This window comes from Telluribacter humicola (assembly GCF_017355935.1).
Taxonomy (GTDB): Bacteria; Bacteroidota; Bacteroidia; order Cytophagales; family Spirosomataceae; genus Telluribacter; species Telluribacter humicola.
The window spans coordinates 34,153-55,695 of record NZ_JAFIQT010000005.1; the positions used below are offsets into that span (position 1 = coordinate 34,153).

At 45.5% G+C, this 21,543-nt stretch carries 18 protein-coding genes; 8 read left to right on the forward strand and 10 right to left on the reverse strand.

Annotation, left to right across the window (positions count from 1 at the left end):
- The first annotated feature begins 19 nt into the window (after positions 1-19).
- Positions 20-547, forward strand: a complete 528-nt coding sequence (locus JUB14_RS19755) for a YceI family protein (RefSeq protein WP_207508555.1) — start codon at positions 20-22, stop codon at positions 545-547.
- Positions 548-607: 60 nt separating this feature from the next.
- On the opposite strand, the gene JUB14_RS19760 is transcribed toward JUB14_RS19755, so the two are convergent.
- Entirely contained in the window at positions 608-1,369 is a 762-nt protein-coding gene (locus JUB14_RS19760) for an NUDIX hydrolase (protein ID WP_207508556.1), read from the reverse strand.
- Between the two features lie 277 nt (positions 1,370-1,646).
- On the opposite strand from JUB14_RS19760, the gene JUB14_RS19765 reads away from it, so the two are divergent.
- From JUB14_RS19765 to JUB14_RS19775, 3 genes are all read left to right on the forward strand, one after another.
- Positions 1,647-2,603, forward strand: coding sequence for a ParA family protein (locus JUB14_RS19765; protein WP_207508557.1), 957 nt, complete (start codon positions 1,647-1,649; stop codon positions 2,601-2,603).
- 64 nt (positions 2,604-2,667) lie between these two features.
- On the forward strand, positions 2,668-3,630 hold the full coding sequence (locus JUB14_RS19770) for a ParB N-terminal domain-containing protein (RefSeq protein ID WP_207508558.1): 963 nt from the start codon (positions 2,668-2,670) through the stop codon (positions 3,628-3,630).
- Positions 3,631-5,012: 1,382 nt separating this feature from the next.
- On the forward strand, positions 5,013-5,939 hold the full coding sequence (locus tag JUB14_RS19775) for a replication initiation protein (protein WP_207508559.1): 927 nt from the start codon (positions 5,013-5,015) through the stop codon (positions 5,937-5,939).
- Between the two features lie 48 nt (positions 5,940-5,987).
- Here the strand turns inward: JUB14_RS19775 and JUB14_RS19780 are convergent, their stop codons facing one another.
- The 6 genes from JUB14_RS19780 to JUB14_RS19800 all read right to left on the reverse strand — a co-directional run bounded on the left by JUB14_RS19780 (position 5,988) and on the right by JUB14_RS19800 (position 13,701).
- A complete protein-coding gene (locus JUB14_RS19780; protein ID WP_207508560.1) occupies positions 5,988-6,131 on the reverse strand; it encodes a hypothetical protein in 144 nt (47 codons plus the stop codon).
- A gap of 235 nt (positions 6,132-6,366) precedes the next feature.
- Positions 6,367-7,803: a RagB/SusD family nutrient uptake outer membrane protein gene (locus JUB14_RS19785; protein WP_207508561.1), complete on the reverse strand. Its 1,437-nt coding sequence runs from the start codon at positions 7,801-7,803 to the stop codon at positions 6,367-6,369.
- 45 nt (positions 7,804-7,848) lie between these two features.
- Positions 7,849-11,085 carry a SusC/RagA family TonB-linked outer membrane protein gene (locus JUB14_RS19790; RefSeq protein ID WP_207508562.1) on the reverse strand — a complete coding sequence of 1,079 codons (3,237 nt, stop codon included), beginning with the start codon at positions 11,083-11,085 and terminating at the stop codon, positions 7,849-7,851.
- A 748-nt stretch (positions 11,086-11,833) separates the two neighbouring features.
- Entirely contained in the window at positions 11,834-12,439 is a 606-nt protein-coding gene (locus JUB14_RS28020; RefSeq protein ID WP_374757826.1) for a transposase, read from the reverse strand.
- Positions 12,417-12,581 (reverse strand): transposase, encoded by a 165-nt coding sequence (locus JUB14_RS28180; RefSeq protein ID WP_374757827.1) that lies wholly within the window; start codon positions 12,579-12,581, stop codon positions 12,417-12,419. The genes JUB14_RS28020 and JUB14_RS28180 overlap by 23 nt, the downstream gene beginning before the upstream one ends.
- Before the next feature lie 139 nt (positions 12,582-12,720).
- Positions 12,721-13,701, reverse strand: a complete 981-nt coding sequence (locus JUB14_RS19800) for an aldo/keto reductase (RefSeq protein ID WP_207508563.1) — start codon at positions 13,699-13,701, stop codon at positions 12,721-12,723.
- 198 nt (positions 13,702-13,899) lie between these two features.
- Between JUB14_RS19800 and nudC the strand changes: the two genes are divergently transcribed.
- Positions 13,900-14,832 carry an NAD(+) diphosphatase gene (nudC, locus tag JUB14_RS19805; protein WP_207508564.1) on the forward strand — a complete coding sequence of 311 codons (933 nt, stop codon included), beginning with the start codon at positions 13,900-13,902 and terminating at the stop codon, positions 14,830-14,832.
- Positions 14,833-15,072: 240 nt separating this feature from the next.
- Here the strand turns inward: nudC and JUB14_RS19810 are convergent, their stop codons facing one another.
- The 3 genes from JUB14_RS19810 to JUB14_RS19820 all read right to left on the reverse strand — a co-directional run bounded on the left by JUB14_RS19810 (position 15,073) and on the right by JUB14_RS19820 (position 17,995).
- The gene (locus tag JUB14_RS19810; RefSeq protein ID WP_207508565.1) at positions 15,073-15,933 is read right to left on the reverse strand and encodes a metallophosphoesterase; all 861 of its coding nucleotides are present in this window, start codon (positions 15,931-15,933) and stop codon (positions 15,073-15,075) included.
- 452 nt (positions 15,934-16,385) lie between these two features.
- Positions 16,386-16,703, reverse strand: coding sequence for a hypothetical protein (locus tag JUB14_RS19815; RefSeq protein ID WP_207508566.1), 318 nt, complete (start codon positions 16,701-16,703; stop codon positions 16,386-16,388).
- 428 nt (positions 16,704-17,131) lie between these two features.
- Positions 17,132-17,995, reverse strand: coding sequence for a DUF2306 domain-containing protein (locus tag JUB14_RS19820; protein WP_207508567.1), 864 nt, complete (start codon positions 17,993-17,995; stop codon positions 17,132-17,134).
- A 350-nt stretch (positions 17,996-18,345) separates the two neighbouring features.
- Here JUB14_RS19820 and JUB14_RS19825 point away from each other — a divergent pair, with 350 nt between their 5' ends.
- The 3 genes from JUB14_RS19825 to JUB14_RS19835 are packed head-to-tail and all read left to right on the forward strand — an operon-like array spanning position 18,346 to position 21,514.
- Entirely contained in the window at positions 18,346-19,776 is a 1,431-nt protein-coding gene (locus tag JUB14_RS19825; protein ID WP_207508568.1) for a serine hydrolase domain-containing protein, read from the forward strand.
- A gap of 44 nt (positions 19,777-19,820) precedes the next feature.
- Positions 19,821-20,753, forward strand: a complete 933-nt coding sequence (locus tag JUB14_RS19830) for an ATP-binding cassette domain-containing protein (RefSeq protein ID WP_207508569.1) — start codon at positions 19,821-19,823, stop codon at positions 20,751-20,753.
- On the forward strand, positions 20,750-21,514 hold the full coding sequence (locus JUB14_RS19835; protein ID WP_207508570.1) for an ABC transporter permease: 765 nt from the start codon (positions 20,750-20,752) through the stop codon (positions 21,512-21,514). Before JUB14_RS19830 ends, JUB14_RS19835 begins: the two co-directional genes overlap by 4 nt.
- The last annotated feature ends 29 nt before the right edge of the window (positions 21,515-21,543 follow it).

Sequence of the window (21,543 nt, forward strand, 5' to 3'; positions counted from 1 at the left end):
CACAAATAAATTAGAAAGTATGGCTACATGGACATTGGATCCTGCGCACAGCGAAGTGCAATTTAAGGTAAAGCACCTGATGATCACGACGGTTACGGGGTACTTCCGCACCTTTGATGTGACAGCCCAAACCGAAGGAGACGATTTTAGTAATGTCACAGATCTTGTTTTTACAGCGGATGTAGATTCGATCAATACCAATAATGACCAGCGTGATACACACCTCAAATCACCTGATTTTTTTGATGCAGCGAATCACTCCCAACTCAGATTCGTAGGCAAGTCCTACGAACAGCCCGGTGACGATACAGCTGAGTTGCAGGGTGAACTTACCATACGAGGAATTACCAAGCCAGTAACCGTACATGTCGAACATGGTGGGATTGTCGTTGATCCTTACGGACAGACAAAAGCCGGCTTTACCGTAAATGGTAAAATAAGCCGAAAAGAATTTGGACTTAACTGGAATGCCGTAACCGAAGCCGGTAGTGTAGTGGTAAGTGATGAAATACGGCTTAATGCTGATATCCAGCTGGTAAAGCAGTAATAGTACTTACAATTTTATATATAAAGAAAAGGCCCTGCTATCAGTAGCAGGGCCTTTTCTTTATAGGAACATCAGACTTCCCTCTTCGAGGGCCGCCTCATACCGCTCTTTATTAAAACTGTACAGGTACGGGGAACGATGTGCTCCTCCTTTGCGCCGTTCTTTCAGCCGATCCAGAATCTGAAGGCCCAGGATCTTCTTCTGGAAGTTGCGTGGGTCCAGTGACCGCCCCAGTATTGTTTCGTAAAGGCGTTGCAGCTCGGGCATGGTGAATTTCTCCGGCAGAAGGTTATAGCCAACGGGCTGCCAGTTGAGCTGTATCCGCAGGGTCTTCAGGGCTGATTCTATAATGGCGTTATGGTCAAAGAGCAACGGTGGTATACGGTCTACATCCCACCACTGACATACCTCAGTCAGAAAATCGGGCTGGGGGACTACCTTCGAAAAATCAACCAGCGCGTAGTAGCCAATGGATATGGTCCGATTGGTCCATCTGAACTGCACCATGGGCAGATTTAACCGTTTCCAGGTATCCTCCGTATCATATCGCTCAGCTGAACCAAAGGTCTGGAACTGCCTGAGGAAAATATCTCTAAGCCCGGTGCGCTCCTCAAGTACCCGCTTAGCCGAGTCATCCACCGACTCCGTCCTATGTATAAATCCACCGGGCAAACTCCATTCATCGGTATTCTTCCATCGGACCAGCAGTACCTTCAGTTGATTTTCATGAAAGCCAAAAATGATGCAGTCAACCGATAGGTAAGGTATTGCTTCTGTGTCAATCCTATTGTAGTACGATTCAATTTGTTTAATGTATTCCATAGAAGAAGGACCTGAGGTCGTCCATAGCTAAATGAAGAACTGAGTGTAAAACTAAATAAGAATAGTACATTTTCCACCTACTTTTTCCACCATTTTCATTTGTTTGTCAGTGTAGAAGATGCTTTTGTCTTCATAAAGAAAGGCAGCATCATAAAAAACAACTACTATATGATAAATAATAGGTCTGAAACTGAAAAAAGTGTCCATAAACTTTGACATTCCTTTTACAAAAACCTTTATTTGTCTAAATAACACGCCTAACCCTAAAAGTCTTTGTATGCTTACTCACGAAAAAGCAGTAGAGTTTTTTCAAAAAAATCCAGCTTTATCGCTGTCAGTTATAGAAAAGGAAGCGGGACTTCCATCCAGTACCTTATCCAAAGCAGTAGCCGGCAAACGCAACCTGAATGATAAACACCTTCAGGCTCTGCAACCGGTTGTTACGAAGTACGGATTCAAAGATCAGCAACATGCCAAAGCCAAGGTCATCTCTATCATCAATCACAAAGGAGGAGTAGGTAAAACGACCACTACCATTAACTTGGGAAGGGCACTTTCTATCCTGGGCAACCGGATACTGCTGATAGATATGGATTCACAGGGTAATCTGACCCAGGCACTTGGGATAGATGAACTGGACCGTCAGGTGGTCAATGCACTACTGCAGAGCGAACCACTACCGCTCTATTCCATTGCGGAGCGTTATGATCTGGCTCCAAGTGATCTGGAACTGGCCTATGCTGATCTGGAACTTGTACAGGCAGTAGGAGGGGTCAATCAGCTACGCAATGCTCTGGCACCACTTCGTCCCCAGTACGACTACATCCTGATCGATTGTCCGCCCGCTCTCAATATCTTCACCAACTCTTCCCTGGTAGCATCCAATTCGTGTCTTATAACCTTACAGCCCGAAGCCTCCGCCATGAAAGGGGTAAGTAATCTGTTTGATCGTATATTCCAGGTACGTGACCGTATCAACTATGAGTTAAAAGTAGAGGGTATTGTACTTACTATGGTGGATAAGCGACTTAAGGTACATCGTGACATGATTGAATACGTGTATAAGTCTCTGGGCGACTTTCCAATTTTTAAGACCGAAATCCGGAATAATGTAACGATCAAGGAATCCCAGATAGCGCAACAGGATATATTCAGCTACTCCGAAAACTCCAATGGAGCTGAGGACTACATGAACCTGGCCAAAGAGCTAATATCCGGAAGCTATCGGAAATGATTACTCAAATTAATAAAACAATAGTAGGAGAGGGGCTGCTGCCCGCATTTAACTTATTGTACAAATGAAGAAATACCAGAGCTTCTTAGGGGAGAAAAAGATGATAAAAGATCAGGGTCTTCTCCGACACGAGGAAATCCGTAGGCAGATCAAAGTACTACCAGAACTGGAAGAGTTGATTCCGCCCCTGCAGGAGGATGAATTCAGACAACTGGAAGAAAATATAATCAAGGAGGGATGCCGCGAAGCTCTACTGATATGGGAAACCACTGAAGATAAGATCAGCAACACTGGTGATAATAACTCCCATACGTTTGTACTCATTGATGGGCATAACCGCTACCGGATATGTCAGAAAAATGGGCTTGACTTCAAGATTCACCTGGTATCATTTCCCTCGCTTACTGAAGTACGTGAATACATGATTGACAACCAACTGGGTAGAAGAAACCTGTCGCCGGAGCAAATATCCTACCTGCGTGGTAAAAAATACAATGCTCAGAAGAGTAGTAGAGGCAAATATGATCGATCGGCGCAAAAGGGTCAAAATGTCCCATTTGATGAAGAGGATGCTAAAGATCATAAGGGACAAAATGACCCTTTTGGTAGCGACACCCAGGGATCTACCTCCCAGCGCTTAGCTAAGCAGTTTAATGTCAGCGAGAAAACGATCAAACGTGACGCCGAATTTGCGGAAGGATTGGATAAGTTATCTCCCTCATTGCGTAAAGATATCCTGAGTGGTAAGGCCAGCGTAAAGAAATCCGATATCCAGCAACTAGCCAAAGCCTTTTTAACAACGGGTGAGACGATAGATGATCTGAGCCAGTTTGTACAGATATCAGAAGGAGGTAAGTCAGAGGAAAAAGCTCAATACCCGGCAATATATGCTGACAGGAAATTGGAATTGAAGAAAAAGCTATCAGATCTGCTCTACAAACTCGATAAAGGAGCTACCCAGATAGGCAAGATATGTGATGAAATCATTGCCTGCGCTTCTGACCTTAAAGAACTCTCAAAGAAGTAGTAGTAAGCTTAGTAACTGTTGCGGGAGCATATAGGACATTTTGTCCCTTATGCTCCCGTTTCATATGTAAGTGGTTGATGTAAAATGGGTTTATATGATTTATTACGACAAAATCCTCGTGAAACGGACTCTTATTTAAGCCATGCAGGTAGGAGTAGCTAGACCAGTAGAGGCTCAATTGCGACAAAATCCTAGTGAATGTAAGGAGCAGATTAAATAATGGTCCCTTAATTACGACGAAATCCTCGTGTATTTTATGGTCTGCATCCATCGGATTGTGTGGATGCATGTCCATTTTTTCGTCAACTTAAGAAGTACTAACTGCGACAAAAACCTCGTAGAAAAGACAAAGCTGGCAGGGGCTGGCAGAAATATATTGCGACAAAATCCTAGTGAGGATATACATTAATGTACGAAGATCTTCAGGTTTTACTAGTAGTATCAGTTGAGCAACTACGACAAAATCCTCGTGATTATTCTTGTTTGTTTTACTTGTGATACGGAATGGGAAATAGTGAGACTTGTCATCAGGAGAAGTAGTGTAAACTACGACAAAATCCTAGTAGAAGCGGAGCATCATCACTTAAGGTTTAATTCGGAATTACGACAAAAACCTAGTGAAAGAGTATCTAAAACGCAAGGTAGTGTATAGGCTCAATTACGACAGAATCCTCGTGATAGTCCACCATTGATTTCAAAAAAAAATGCTACTACGACAAAATCCTCGTGAAAATAGTAGCGTTCAGGTATGGGTTTAACAGTTTGTTAGACTTTTCGAAGTTGGTGTGGGATGAAAGAAATAAGATCACTTATAGAGTGGGGGAGGAGCTCTATTTTGGTTATTCTCAGTACGGGTAGAAGGTGGAGTCACCAACAACTATTTATGTAAGAACCGGATACTAAACCTGGTAAATCCAGGATAGTGATAACTCCTTATATATCAGAACTATTTCGCTAACTACGACAAAATCCTCGTGCCGGGCCTACTTAATTCAATAGGTTATTGATTCTTGTTTTTCTTTGTTTTTTCTAGTTTTCTCCTCTATTTCTAGAGTTATCCACACTATAAAGCCCCCTAATAGTCTACAGCAATCTATTGTGTATTTATTTATGATTTTAATACTTGTTATTTGAGGGTGTTATAATAGATTGTAATACAACTAGTTATGAGGTGGTGCTACGACATAATCCTCGTTTGGTACGTCATATTCCTCGTTACATACGACACTTTCCTCGTTGATCTGCGTCTTAATCCTCGTTTGATGCGACAGAATCCTCGGAGACCTGCGACAAAATCCTCGTCAATTGCGACAAAACTTATCCACTGTCGCAGTAGTATACTTGTTTTTCTTATATTGCATTAGATTATCTCCTAAACACCAATGAAAGCTAAGGAAAAAAACGCTACCCAGGAAGTCGCCCATAAACTTATTACGCAGGATAATGCGATTACCAGTGCCCGGTATGAGATGTCCGCTCTGGAAAAGAATATTGTGTACCTGCTGATGGGGCAACTTAAGCAAACCGACCAATCCGATACACTGTATTACATTTCCGTCAGGGAGTTGATGGACCTAACCCATACCAAGAACTCCTACGAAGACCTCAAACGAGCCACAGAGAGCCTCGTAGGGCGCGTGCTGAGCATACCCAGGCCCAATGGTAACCTCCTGCAGGCTTCGCTGATCTCATCAGCCGAATATATCTACGGGCAGGGCATCATTGAAATCAGCCTTGATCCTAAGATACGCCCCTACTTTTTTGACCTGAAAAAGAACTTCACCACCTTTCAGCTGCACATGGCGCTAAGCCTGAACAGCAAGTACGCCAAGCGGATCTATGAAATGCTGTCGCAGTACAAGGACCTGGGGCACCTGAAACTAAACCTGCTGGAAATAAAAAAGAGGCTGCACCTCTACGATGAAAAGAAAGGGGAAGAGCAGTACCAGAATTGGAATGATTTTGTACGCAGGATTTTGAATGTGGCTAAAAAGGAGATCAACGAAAAGACGGACCTGAAAGTAGACTACAAGGGCATCAAGAAGGGACGAAAATATGTAGAGGTGGAATTTTCGATCAAGTTAAAGGACGGCAAGCAGATACCCCTGACGATTGATGATACTAACACATTGCTATTTAGCCGCCTGGTGAATGATTTCCGTCTTCGTCGTGACCAGGCTGCCCTGATCGTAGAAAAGTTTTCTACGCCGGAAATAAACAAGAGCCTGTACGACATCAGTCTTAAAATAGCCGATGGCAGTGTTGGGAATATTGGCGCCTATACCGCCAAGGTATTTGGCGTAAGTTAGGGTAGGAGAGGGTGCCTTAAAGTAAAGGGAGAGGTGGATAGTAATTCTCTACTCTTTGGTGCGCTTGGAAGCTATGTTCCTCATCTGCTGAAGGGCTTCCTGACGGGACATCCGGTTTTTGTTATTCTTCACGTCATTGATAGCTTCTTTGGTAACCCGACCTTTAAAGAAATTTAATAATGCCAGTAACATATGCTTTAAATTTTACTTGTATGAATTAATACTTAATACTGCCTACATAAGTAGATACCAGGGCTAATATACTACATTACCTTCAATAGGTAGTGATCAAATAGAAGTAAAGTCGCAGCTGCCCAGCAAAGACCATATATGAAATACTAATAAAAGAAGCGTTCGTTTCCTGGATTTAAACAAAACAGCCGCCTTTGCATAGTGCAAGGGCGGCTGTTTTTTCAATGTAAGATTATTAATATCCAGGGTTCTGCTGGATCTTGGTTTTATTAATATCGATCTGGCTTTGTGGTATCGGCCATATCAGATTATCCTGGTCTATGTCTGTCTTAATTCCGATTGCCGCTGCCTTGGCCTTTAATACAGGCAGCGCACGTCCCGTACGGACCAGATCAAACCAGCGGTGACCTTCGAAAGCCAGCTCAACCCGGCGCTCCTCTTCAATGGCCAGACGCATCTCCTGCTGGCCGGTTATAGAGACTGCACTTAGCCCTGCGCGGGTACGAACTTGATTCAGGTAGGGGAGAGCCTCGGCGGTTCTTCCCAGTTCGTTCAAAGCCTCAGCATACATCAATAGCACATCGGCGTAGCGTAGTACTGGCCAGTTGTCGTCAGAGTCACCGGATACAACGGGAGTATCAAGGTACTTCTTAACGAAGTAGTAGTCGACACGGTTGCCCGCTGCATTGACGTAATTAGTGGCCATCGAAACATTCTTACGTACGTCACCAGCTTCGTAAGCCTGTTCCATGTCGGGCGTAGGACGGTTGTTACCACCACCACCAAACAATACGACAGCGTTACCGGAGTTTTCGGGAGCGAAAGCGTTGGCAAATCCACTACCCTCACGCGGTACCAGTCCCTTCTTGTACTGTACGTCAAAGATGGACTCCCGGTGGTTTTTATTAGCAGCATTGAATACGTTAGCATAGTTGGGAAGTAATGCGTACTGACCGCTATCAATTACCTCTTTGAGCTTGGCAGCGGCTTCGGCGTACTGCTTGTTGGTCAGGTATACCTTTCCCAATAGTGCTTTGGCGGCACCACTGGTTGCTCTGCCTATATCAGCGCCGGTATAGCTGGCAGGAAGTGCTTTTTCTGCATCACTTAGGTCCTTTACAATCTGAGCATATACTTCTGTAACGGGCGCACGGCCGTACTCATACCCTTCGGCCGGATCAGAAATCTCCTTCAGTACCAGGGGGACATCTCCAAATACCCGCACCAGGTTGAAGTACATCAGGGCACGCAGAAACTTAGCTTCTCCGGTTATCCGGATCTTAAGTTCTTCATTCATGTTCACTGAACCGATGCGATCAAGGATCGTGTTGGTACGGTAGATACCCTTATAGCCGTCATTCCAACGCTCAAGCAGCACCGGATTCGTAGTACGGATATAGAACTTATCAAACTCATCCTGATCCGTTACTGATCCAGATAGTACAGGCGTCGTATTGTCCGAAGGAATCTCTGCTACAATGTAGTAGTTGCCGTACTGACCGGGGGCCTGTAGTATGGCATAGGCAGCATTGATGGCGGTAACCATGTCAGCCTGCGTCTTAAAGAAGTTATTGGTACTGGTGGTCGAAACCGGAGTCAGGTCCAGGAACTCTTCCCGGCATGCAGTCAGGCTAAGCGTTGCCAGGAATGCTACTATTATTTTCTTTTTCATGTTGTTTCTTATTTAGGGATTTTCCTGATCACAAACCTTCCTTGACTAGAAAGAGAAGTTCACACCGATGGTATAGGTACGGGCTAGGGGATAAGAACCGTAATCAACTCCGCCGGTCAACGCACTTTCGTATCCACTTACTTCCGGGTTGTATCCCAGGTACTTTGAGAATGTGAAGGCATTTTGAACACCAGCATATACCCGGGCGTTCTGAACCTTTACACGCTCAGAGAGGGTACGGGGAATGTTATAACCTAACGTAATATTCCGGATCCGGAAGTAGCTGGCATCTTCTACCCAGCGGCTGGAAATAGCATTGGTATTACCGGTGGTACGCATGTTAGCTCTGGGTACGGTGCCATTACCGGGCTGCTCAGGCGAACGCCAGCGATCCAGTACGGTTGTAAGCTGGTTCTGGTTTCCTTCCAGGTTTTCGATAAAGCGACGGCTGAGATTCAGGATTTCGCCACCCTGCACACCTTGGGTTGAGATGCTAAGATCAAATCCACCGTACGTAAAAGTGTTGTTAAAGCCATACACAAAGTTAGGTTGGTTGTTCCCGATGATTGTACGATCATTGGCATCCACAATACCATCATTGTTAACGTCAGCAAATTTTACGTCGCCGGGACGGGCATCCGCAAAGTGAGGATAAGAGTCTAGATCGGTCTGATCACGGAATACACCCAGCTGCTGATAACCGAAGAAGTTACCAAGGGGCTGACCAATGACTGTGATATTGGTTTCGCCTACGCCCGATCCGCTACGAATAGCGTCACCGGTGGGCCCGAGAGCCAGTACCTTGTTACGGTTGAAGGAGAAGTTCAGATCCGTAGTCCAGGTGAATTTACCCACGGCATTACGGGTCATCAGGCCTAATTCCATTCCCTTGTTCTCTACCTTACCGATGTTCTGGTTAGCAAATGTAAAGCCGGTTACCGATGGTACCTGTACCTGAAGAAGCAGATCTGAAGTAATACGGGAATAGTAGTCGGCGGTCAGGAAAATACGGTTTCTGAGCAAGCCCAATTCCATACCTATGTCCGTCTGGCGGCTCTTTTCCCAGGTCAGGTTCGGGTTACCGATCAGGTTGGTAGCCAATCCATTTCTGAGTCCACCTCCGAATACGTAGTTATCAATAGCCAGTGTACCTACTGAGCCATAATTAGCAAAAGCATTGTTACCGGACAGACCAAAGCTGGCTTTCAGTTTCAGCTCCGAGATTGCGGCTACATCTTTCAGGAAAGGCTCTTCGCTGACACGCCAGCCTACTGATGCCGAAGGGAATGTACCATAGCGTTTGTTGGCTCCGAAGCGTGAGGAGCCATCACGACGTACCGAGGCATTGAATATATACTTGTCGCGCAGGGTATAACCTACTCTACCGAAGTAAGAGGCCATGGACCATTGTTCTTTAAGCGAAGTACCTCCCGATATTACTCCGGCATTGACTGTACGTACAATATCAGTTGGGAAGTTATTGGCTTCGATACGATTGAGCTCGAAGGTATTCTTCTGGGCTTCCACCCCCACCAACGCGCTGAAGCGGTGGTCGGTACCCATCTCAAAATTATAGTCAAGTACGTGGTTGGTTACCCAGCTGATGTTCTCGTTCGTGGCCGAGGAACCTGTACTTACGTTAGGGGGGAGTAGCTGGTTAAGAGGCATCGAAGAGGCGCGGAACTGGTTCTGCCGCAGGAAAGTAAGGTCACCACCTACACTACCCCGGTACTTCAGGTTATTCCAGATACCAATCTCCAGGTACGTATTACCTAACAGACGAAGTGTATTGACATGATTATCAGCTTCGGTAATGTTAGCTACAGGATTAGTTACACCTGGCCAGTCGTAGGGAGCAGCTACCGAAGCCTGCGAATTATAGGTTACACCATCTGCCTGAAATACAGGAATGACAGGTACCAGCGCCAGGGCCGAGTTAATAACTCCGTTGCTGGCCCAGTGACCATCTGAGTTCACCCGGCGATCCATGGTGTAGCTGGGGCTAAGGCTCATACCTACCTTTACCTTCGGGAGAAGCTGAGCATCAATATTGGAACGAAATGTATAACGGTTTATACCCGATTCTCGGATGATACCATCCTGCTTTAGGTAGTTACCCGATACCATGTATTGTACCTTATCGGTACCGCCGGAGGCGGATAGCTGGTAGTTGCTGATGGGAGCCTTCCGGAAAATCAGGCTTTGGTAGTCGTAAGACTGTAAGCTGGCCGGATCATCGAAATTCAGATTAGGAAATTCACCTCTGGGGTAACGGTAGCGCTGACCGGAGGGACGAGCACTATTAGGATCGTTAATAGAGGCTCCAGGCACGCGATCCAGATAGGCATTGTTCGAACCATCTTTATTAAAATCAGCAAACTGTTGAGCATTGAGCATATCCATGGTCTTGCTTACCTCCTGAATACCCGTATAGTAGTCAAAGCTAACGGTGCTCTTGCCTGCTTTACCCCGCTTAGTCGTGATCATCACCACCCCATTGGCTCCACGCGAACCAAATATGGCCGTGGCGGAGGCATCTTTCAAGACATCTACAGATTCGATGTCATTGGGGTTGATGAGGTTAAGACCACTGCCGCTGATCAGGTTTCCAGTGATTGGATCACCAGGGTTCAACGGCTGACCATCTACCACGATCAACGGGCCATTACCGGCGCTGATAGAACCCAAACCCCGGATCTTGATAGCAGGGCCACTTCCCGGTGAACCTGACGCCTGCTGTACCAGTACGCCAGGCATACGACCCGCCATGCCTTCACCTATATTGGTGATAGGCATATCTTTAACTACCTGGGTGTTGAGTGACGAAATAGAACCGGTTACATCTCTCTTGCTCTGGGTACCATACCCAACTACTACGACTTCACTCAGAGCTTTTACATTGGTGGCTAGCTGGATATTCAGATTGGTATTGTTACCAACTGGCGTCTCCATCGTTTCGTAACCGACAAAGCTAAATACCAGTACCGCGCTCTGATCGGGTACGGCTATGCTAAAGGTACCGTTTACATCCGTAGTAGTACCTCTGGAAGTGCCTTTTACAAGTATACTTACACCGGGCAGGGGTGCGCCTGTTTCATCGGTTACAGTACCTCTAACAGTCACGTCGGCTACGTTGATCTTTTGACTTACAGTCCATAGAGATCTATCCCTTTCAGAGGGAGTAGCCATGGCTAAGCTCGATATACCAACGGCCAGGCTTATGTGCAGGAGTAGTCCTGGAAGCCGATGGTTAGGTTTGGAATTAGTCAAAGGTTTATTCATAAATAAATTGAGTTGTTAAGGATGCTAATATCAAAAAAGACATTGTATATGATTATTGATGGCACCGTTACCGGTTGTGACAATAGGTTGTCCAGTACTGTCGTAGCGCAATCCAGTTTTAGGAATTTTGGAAGCATTTAGGGTTTAGGCATAGGCAAATAATTTGTTTTTTTAAGTACATCAGGTGGATTTAGACTTATCTCTTTGTGCGAATAGTACCATTTTAAAGGTCATCTACTCGAATCATCAAAGTATCTACCACGTCAGGAGCGAGGGGAGGTTGAATAGTTTACTAATCTAAAATCATTTAAATATTTTGATCCTATTCATAAAAGAAAGAGTACAAGTATCCGGTATTATACTTAATAAATTATAGTTTAAGTTTAATCATGGACTACCTGGCGATTCTTTTACCCCTACGGGCTTTGTGTGAAAATAACACATATAAATTTATTGACATCTATCTAGTCACTGTATTTGAATTGATTACGTGTCTACGTTTTCTTAGAAAAAGAACAAAAATTTTACTGGAAGCCTTACTACTTTCTTTGCAAAAGTTACTTTGCGTGTACGGTATAGTTTGCGAAGTGAGAATGGAGTAGTATAGCTGAATAGCTAAAAAGCCCGAAGGTCCAACGTAGTTAGTCTTTCGGGCTTTGGTTTAGTAGCGTAATGAGCTACTACTGTAAATTTAATTCACGCGAAGCTGGGTGCCTCTCCAGAATCACCATAAGAACGTGTTTGGGAATTAAGCTTGGTTCCTTGGCTTGATTCGTTGCAGCATTATCTGAATATTTGCTAGAAGCAACCATGCAACCGAAGAAGATACTGTATACTCATAATCTTTAACTACTCGGCGGAAGAAATTCGTCCAGGCAATGCTTCGCTCAACGACCCATCGCTTGGCGACAGGTACAAAGCCTTGAGCCGATTCTGGGCGGGATGCTTTTTCAAAATCGATATCCCATTTTGATAACTCCCTGGCAAAAACGCCTCCATAAGACTGGTCGCCAAAAACCTTTTCAACTCGTTCACCATGCCATAAAATATCACTTATCAAAGGTAAAAATGCCTTGCCATCAGCCTCATTTGCCGCATGCACGTCAGCAGCCCATAAACGCCCGCCCGTATCCACTAAGCGTTCTCTTTTTCGGCCGTTAATTTTCTTGTGCGGGTCAAGGCCTCGATGTTCACAGATCATCGGAGCTAATTTAACGCTCTGAGAGTCAATACAAAATACGGATGGATAGGCTTCGCGGTTTTCTTGTTTTCGATCTAACTGATTCAACTCCCGATTGATGCGCTCAAGAGTACCATCAGTTTTCCAGTGGCTAAACCGGGTGGCCGGAGCCATAGTAATATACAGCTTGCCAAGGCGGGAAACTATCGGGCAGGTTTCGCCATTGACACCCTGTACGGAGTAACCATAAAATAGCATTCATAACTTCGTATAAATCAATTTTACGCTTGCGATTAAGGTTGAGATAGGGCGATATTGCAGCCCACTGGGAGTCGCAGGGCGGCCTGTGCCGTCAGTTTAGTAAACTGTTTGGTCATTGCTTTGTTGTTTGGCGACCACAAAGATGACACGGCTACCAGTTTCTCTCATATCCCAAACACATTCTAAGCTCTCTATCAATGATTCGTCATTCTAGCCATTTCAGCATTGTAGCGGGGGCCAGTATTAGGGTACTTCTGGAGTAACTTCTCAATTGCGACTAAATCCTCGTTTGTCAGGGTTATGTCAACCACGGCAGCATTTTCTTCCAGGTACTTTCTTTTCTTGGTACCGGGTATTGGAATAATCGTCTCGCCCTGTGCAAGTACCCATGCCAGGGCAAGTTGAGCCGGTGTCGCATTTTTAGAGCTGGCTATTGCTGCGAATTCTTCCGCCAACCTCTGATTGTTTATGGCATATTCGTCCTGATAGCGGGGTAGCTTCCGCCGGAAATCGTTTTCACCTAGATTTGAAATATCAAGGGTATTCGTTACCAGACCCCGGGCCAGCGGACTGAATGGTACAAAGGCAATGCCTAGTTCGAGGGTCAGAGGGAGTATTTCATCCTCTACCTCACGGGTCAGTACCGAGTACTCACTCTGCAGCGCAGCGATCGGGTGTACAGCATGGGCTTTCCGGATGGATGCGGTCGAAGCCTCTGATAGTCCCAGGTACCTAACCTTACCTTCTTTGACCAGTTCGGCCATAGCACCTACGGTTTCTTCAACGGGTACATTAGGATCTACGCGGTGGGCATAGTAAAGATCAATGTAATCGGTACGTAACCGCCGGAGGCTCCTCTCCACGGCAATTTTTAGATAGGCAGGAGAGCCATCAAATACCTGCTTCCCGTCATCATCCAGCTTGAAACCAAATTTGGTAGCCAGGAATATTTTATCACGATTAGGTACCAGTACCTCCGACACTAATTTTTCATTCTCCCCATTGGCGTACATGTCTGCTGTATCCCAGAAGGTAATGCCCAACTCAATGGCCCTTTGCAGGGTTGCAATAGATTCTTTATCATCGGGTTGGCCATAGGCGTGGTTCATCCCCATACAACCCAGTCCGATGGCAGACAATTCTACACCGGTATTTCCAAGTTTTCTGAATTTCATTGGCTAATTATTTATAGTGTGAAACAAGTATAAGCAGTTGGTGATAAGGCGAAAGCAAAATCAATTCTTAAAAGTATCAAAACTATGTTTAGCTTCAAGTAGGGGAGAGAGATTGCTGTGGTAGTAGTTTCAAAAACTACAGCCCAGATTTGGTTGTTCGTAGTACTATACTGCATGATGTCAAACATAAGGGCTTCTATGCTAAGCTATCATTCCAAGAAAACCAATGTTTTTGCAGCCGGTACCTTGCAGCGCGTATCTGAATCAAGGGTAGATGAGCAGTATATACAGTCAAAGCTACATGATCCGGCCACCCGCTTCATTCCGGTCTGGAAGAATAAGAACCTGGTAACGGCAGTCGATCCTATACAGTCGGTGTATCTTTCCTATGACCAAGCTACTCCTTTGCTTACAGATTCAGCACCGCTTATTTTTCTGGGTATTCTTGAAGGGGTTACCTACTTTGCCTTTGCCCTGCCCGATGACTCTCCCGTTGCCACTCTGTTCCCGGCTGAACAACACTTCAAAGACCTCAGGGACATAGGAGTGCTCCTAACGCAGGACGAAGGCAGCCTCTATGCCTACGCCAGAGCCCTGGTTCATTGGCATCGTACGCATCAGTACTGTGGCCGGTGTGGTAGTAAGACCTTAAGTATAGAGGGCGGCCATGTACTGCAGTGTATAAATCCGAACTGTGTGCTTCGACATTTTCCCCGAACCGATGCTGCCATTATTTTGCTGATTACCTACCGTGAGCATTGCCTGCTCGTACGACAATCAATATGGCCGGAGGGTATGTATGCCACGGTAGCTGGTTTTCTGGAACCTGGGGAAAGTCTGGAAAATGCCGTGGCGCGTGAGGTAATGGAAGAGACAGGCCTGGTGCTGGAAAACATCCAGTATCACTCTTCCCAGCCGTGGCCGTTCCCGGCTTCTATTATGATTGGATTTACGGCACAGTCCACTAGTATGGACTACAAACTTGACCAGGTGGAAATAGAGAAGGCCGTATGGGTGACGAGGGAAGAACTTGCAGAAAAGCTTCAAAATGGTACCATAAAACTACCTCCTCCACTATCTATTGCTTCCCGGTTGATTGATGAGTGGTACAAAGGAGGTGAAGTTTCTTAATAGCTATAACCGAAGGTGGCTCATCTGAAGGTACCAAGGTTAGTAGTTCTATATAGGTAGAGCTACATTCATTAATCAATGAATAATTAATGTCCCGTCAGGCAATGCTTATTACCTGACAGGACTTATTACCAGATGACCCACACTAACTTATTCCACTACACTATCCTAACAATTATATAGTATATTATTTATTTCCTACAACTCATTCTGCACCTTTAAAGTCATTAAGGTTGATCTTTAGGTATTGTACAGAAAGCTTGTAATCTCAGCCCTGGCCCCAAATCGGAAGGGGACAGTTGAGGTACCAAATCCTTTGGATAAATACAAGTAAGGGGGGGCCTGATTATACCAACCTTTAAGGTAGTTACCTGATTTGTCAGGTAAGTACGGAACAATCTGTCCCGCAAGAGTTATCTGACCACCGTGGTTATGTCCGGCGAATAGGTACTGCACATTGATTCTATCTTCTGACCTGCGTGACCCATTTATATCCGCAAGAACTTCTTTCAGGCTTTCCTGATGTTGGGGGCTATGTATCAATACCAGGTGGTTTTTTTCGGCTTTTACTTCTTTAAAAGCTTTCTGAATATCATTTTCGCCGTTGAGTAAATCATCCAAACCCGTAACCATAACTCTTTCCCCCCGGATCTGGTATGCTTTGGATTCATTAATGAGCAGGTTACAATTATATTGTTCATAAAGCTTCTTCAACTCTTTAATATCTATGTCAGCACTGTATTCATGGTTTCCAAGAATAGCAGCTTTTGGAGTATCCGTGTCCAGCAGATCAAGAAATGATTGTAATATGTCTATGCTGCCATGTGTATCAATGGCATCGCCGGTAATCAGAATGAGGTCAGGTTGTAACCTTCTAACGGTTTTTGCTAAACGAATGTAGTTATAGGTAAGGTGGTCCTTGAGGTGTAGATCTGAAAGTTGTAGTAGTCGGATAGGGCGTCCGGAAGAGTTAATACGACCAATCCTGAATTTCTTAATCTCAAAAAAGTACTTTTCCAGAAAATAAGCATCAAGTAATATCAGGGCTGTGACAGTAAGTGCAGCAGGAATAACAAATTTTTTTAGTAAGGACTTATTCATAATAGGTATGGTATGCAGCAAGCCCTACATGGCTATGCATCTATGGATTTATAGAGTGAAGTCACTAGACTTTGCGCCAGTGAATAAATAAGGAGGAAGGATGAAAAATAGGATACCAGATCAATATCCTGCCAGTTGGCTTACTATCTATAGTAGATACACCCCTACATCTCGTTTGTAGTTGTATAGGATACAAGAAATATCGAGGCTTTAGCCTTAAAAACAGCATGTACTCCTGATCTGTATTCACCAGAGTCGCTCCGGCTTATACGTATCTGGACGTGTAGCTTTTAAAATGGACACTACATGATAATTGGTCTAAGGCTGATGTCCATTCCCCATTACCTCTATATAGTGTATCCAGCCTGAATCAGTAGGTACTTACTACCATGTAGATAGTCCTCTTGGTGACTTCATTATTTGATCTGGTATGTGTCAGAAGTCACACAAGCTCACATGGCAAAACCACCTGCAGGTTGAGCAGGCAAATCATCCCAATCCGCTTCGCTCTGGTGTTGCCGGTGAGCGAAAGCCGACATGATCGAGCTAAAGAAACTCGGCTGAGGTTGCACGTAGCAGAAGTGTCCCTCCGGCTTTGCTAACTCTTCGTAGTAAAAAGGTACTTTACAATATACATTTTCGCCAGAAGCAATCAGGCTATTAAGACCGGTTGCTACTACTTTCCAAAGCTTTATATCTTCGCCGATACTATTGCGGTAGTAAAAGCAATCGCCGGGTTGGAGTTGATGAGGTGATTTTATCCTGTTCATAATTTTGAGTGGATATGTTCTAATTTTATTACAATTAAGATTAACAAATCTATAAGTGTAACTTATACTGTTTAAATGGTGAATGACTTACCAGACATAAATCTGAAATGGTACATTCAGCATATAGTATAAATAATAAAATAGTGTACCAGACAGGTTATTAGTGAACAGATTTGGACTATACTAGTAAAAAATTTAAATATAAACGGGTGACATAAGCTCTTATTCCTGATTTGTAGGCTGATATTCAGTAGAAAGCGAAAGAAAGTGCTTAGTTGGGGTAAAAAAACGAATGTAAAGTGGAGTTATAACTATGAGTAGATGTTGAATGGGTATAAGAGTGGGCAAAGAGCTCCTCAGACTTCTGTCTATGAAGTTCAACACTTCTTCAATAATTGCTATTTTGCATCTACTGAAACAGCTACCTACTATGTAAGATCAGGCAACCAGTTCAATATAGCTGGTCCCCAATAGTGTATAGTAAAAAAGTATGTGCCCAATATTAGAAAAGAGGTTGCTAGTAGCAGGATGACAGAGGCTAGTATTTTCAATGCAGTAGAGGCCCGGTAGTTGTTAGCCCGAATGAATGCTTCGGTAACCAGCAGATTGGGAAGGTAAAAGAAGAAGGCCATTACCTGATCAAAGGGACCAGAGAATGTATCGGTATGACCTATGCCTTTGGTAAAGAAAAACCAGAAGCCATAGTCCATACGGTACAGCCAGGAGCCAATCGCCAAAGCATATAACCGGAGTGCCCACACCCGGTGCTGTTCCACACGACCCACTCTGATGTGGCGGTACGTTTGGATGGCTGCTATAAACATTAATATTCCGTAGAGTCCGAATCCAATGTCCATAACAGGACCACCTATGGTACCTTTCAGAGCAATGAATGATAAGCCACCCACAGCTGCAAGTAGAGAGGCCAGAACGTACACGCGGCCTATCCACCGGTGAGCGGCAGGGTATCGCTCCCTGACGCTGCTCATAAGCTGAATACTACCCAGGATCAGGATGATCCCGCCCGTAGCAAAGTGAAGCCCTATACCCGAAGTAGTGGCCGCCGAGCCCCGATCATACAGGCCGGGTAGTACCTCATTCCAGCGTTCCATATCCCCCTGATACAAAGCAGCGGCGTAAAAAGCCAGTATATACAAGCCAAATAGACAGGCACTGGCCCAGACTGTAGCTACCAGTATGACCGAAGACCAATGTAAAAAAGTAGAACTTAATCGGGGCAGTCGCTGATAGTCCGTCGGGGTATTGAGCGTTTCGAGCTGAGCTTTTTCCATGATAAGAGGTAGTTAGGAGGCATGTGTACAGGGAGAGCACCAACTAACTGTCCTAAGGCCATCTCCTGAATAGTGGCTACAATATCGCAAACTTCCCAATTCTGAGCAATACCAGCTACTGCCAGCAGTCGTCAATTTTACTGGCATACTGCTCTGATCAGTGATTCCGTCCCATATTTCGGGGCTTTCGTCACATCTGTTTTCAGTCGCCGCATTAGTTGCCTAACCTTGTTTGCCTACTAGCAGCGTCCATCTGAGAACTAATTCCACGTATCATGAAAACCTCATTTCTTACAAGACTATTTGTTACACAAATCTGCGTGAGCATCCTGTTTTTGGTTTTAAGGCTGATGAATACAGCTTCCGCTCAGCAGGTTGAAGCTAGTAAGTACCAAGCTTCAACTACAAAAAGCATTTCAGGTAGAGTACATCACCTTAACACAGTGGAAGCCACCGCTGATTCGTTAGCCAAGGCCTATATCAAGGCCGGACACGCACCGGGATTGACCATAGCCATCGCTCATAAGGGTGAAACTGTGTTTGTCCGTGGGTATGGTATCGCCGATGTAGAGATGGGAGTTGCCGCCGGCCCCGAAACGGTATATAAGATAGGCTCAATAACCAAGCAGTTTACGGCGGCCACCATCATGCGGCTCGTGGAAGCCGGGAAAATCTCGCTGCAAGATTCGATAACCCAATACCTGCCTGCGTATCCGGCACAGGGTCATCACATCACCATTCACCATCTGCTTAATCATACATCGGGCATCAAGGGGTACCGTGCGCTCGCAGAAGAAAACCGGCAACGGTTTAGACAAGATCTAACCTATGATGAGATGGTTGAACTGTTTGGAAAGCAACCGCTTGATTTCAAGCCCGGAGAAAAATATGCCTATAACAATACCGCTTATTATCTACTGGCCGAAATCATAAGCCGGGTGACTGGTACTCCCTGGGCCGACTATGTAGAGCGGGAGCTGTTGCAGCCACTGGGACTTACTAAAACAGTTTACTGTAATGAGGCCAGAATTATTCCAAATCGGGCGGAAGGATACGAATTCGAAAAGAATAAACTACAAAATGCCCGCTATCTGAGTATGCAGATAGGCAGTGGGGCAGGGGCCCTGTGTGCTACGGCCGGTGAGCTGGTAAGGTGGTCGTATCTGCTTCACACCGGGAAAGTGGTTTCACCGAAGGCCCTGGCACAGATGACTACACCCACCGTACTTATGTCAGGCGATACAGTTGGCTATGGGTACGGTTTGCAGCTGGACGAGCTCAATGGGCACTGGCAGGTTTTCCATGGGGGAGGAGCTAACGGCTTTGTTACCGCGCTGGCTCACTATCCTGACTCTGACCTTTCCGTTGCAGTACTGACCAACTCCGGAAAAGGAAATCCGGGGCAAATTGTTAAAGCGCTGGCCCGCGAAGCGCTGGGAGTACAGGTACATGACCTTCCACTGACTCCTCAGGCAATAGCACGCTACGCAGGTACCTACACTTATCAGCTAAAACAGGGGACGCGTGAACTTCTCGTATTTGGTGAAAATGGCCAATTAAAGGCGCAGTTTGTGGGAGGACGACCTTTCCGGCTGCTCTACCAGGGCAATCATGCATTCATTCCTTCCATTGATGAAGATGAGCGACTGGTTTTCCGGACCAGGAATAATCTGGCCGAAAGCATAAAGCATCAGGAAGGCCGATGGGATGTAACGATAGCCTTACGCAAACCTGGCAATCCTGATCAAACTACAAGCCAGGAAGTCAAAGCGACCAACTAGTACCTACTCATCAATTAGCCATTATACCATTCTTATTTGTAACCATGAGAGACTCTTCCATCATCAAAACCACCGCTCTGGAGTACAGCTACTCCAAAGAGTTCCAGGCACTGGCAGATATTAACCTGCATATTCAGCGGGGACAGATCTACGGCTTTCTGGGACCTAATGGCTCCGGTAAAACCACTACACTACGCCTGCTACTTGGCCTCCTGAAGGTACAGCAGGGTAATATAGAGATATTCGGGCAGGAGCTACACACCAATCGGAGTGACATCTTAAGAAAGGTAGGCTCTCTGATCGAGTCACCCTCGCTGTACGGACATTTATCAGCCCGCGAAAACCTGGAAGTATACCGGCCTATATATGGCGCCTCCATAGCCAGGATGGACCATGTGCTTCAGCTGGTAGGCTTGGGCCAGACAGGACGTAAAATGTTCAGGCAATTTTCGTTGGGCATGAAGCAACGCCTGGCCCTGGCCCTGGCCTTGTTACCTCAGCCGGAGCTGCTTATTCTGGACGAACCTACTAACGGACTGGACCCCAGCGGAATCATTGAACTTCGTGAACTGATTAAAAAGCTTAACCGGGAGGAGGGGATGACTATACTGGTATCCAGCCATATCCTATCTGAAGTTGAAAAGATGGTCACCCACCTGGGTATTATTTTCAAGGGCAGTATGCAGTTTCAGGGCTCTATTCAGGAACTCTTCCGGCTGCAGGAATATAGTTCACGGCTGCTGGTGCACACCTCTGATAACGACGCTGCCATCCGAGCCTTGTATCATTACCACCCCGAGCGAAGCGGAGAAACCCTTTCTATAACCATCAAGGATTTCAAACAGGCCGCTGAGATCAGCCGCACCCTATTTGAGCAGGACCTTGATATTTACCTGCTTCAGCCCAAAGTACACGACCTCGAGCAGCTTTTCATTGACTTAACCACTACCCCTACCTTAACCCCCAGCCACGAATGAACCTGCTGACCTCCTTCCGGACTGAGCTACTCAAGACTCGCCGAACCTCGCTTTGGTACCTGTGCTGTACCGCGGCCATCCTGGTGCCTTTCTTCATGTTCTTTGACTATGAATCGGGTGAAGGCCTGAATGAACTGAAGACCGACCCGTGGAATATATACTTCAGGCAGGGCCAGCGGGCTATGAACATTATGTTTCTGCCCATGTACATTGTTCTCATTACTACACTACTACCTCAGATAGAGTACAAAAACAACACCTGGAAACAAGTACTCACTTCTCCTCAATCCACCAGTCATATTTTTTTCTCCAAACTACTGGTCATTCAGGTGCTGATCCTCCTGTTCATACTGCTCCATAACCTGTTCATGCTTGTCTCGCTTACAACCAAATCAGTACTATATCCTACCCTGGTTCTTTGGGAGCATACCATAAACTGGATGGAGTTCTTAAAAATGAATGCCATCAGCTACATGTCCATCCTGGCTACCCTCGGGCTCCAGTTCTGGCTGGGAATCCGCTCTAAAAGCTTCCTGCTGCCTATTGGAGTAGGCATTGGCTTATGGATTCTATCTGCCGTAATGGTTGCAGAACTCCACTGGCCCTATGCAAAGTACTTCCCCAATGTCATTCCTATGATGGTAGTATTTCCAAAGCTCGCTCCTGGTCTTTCAACTTTGACCTTGATATCAGTAGGGTACGCTGTCCTTTTTCTTGGGCTGGCGCTTCTGGAATTTAACACTAAAAAGGTAAAGGAGTAAGTAGATTATGCCTGCTTTGAGTACTAATA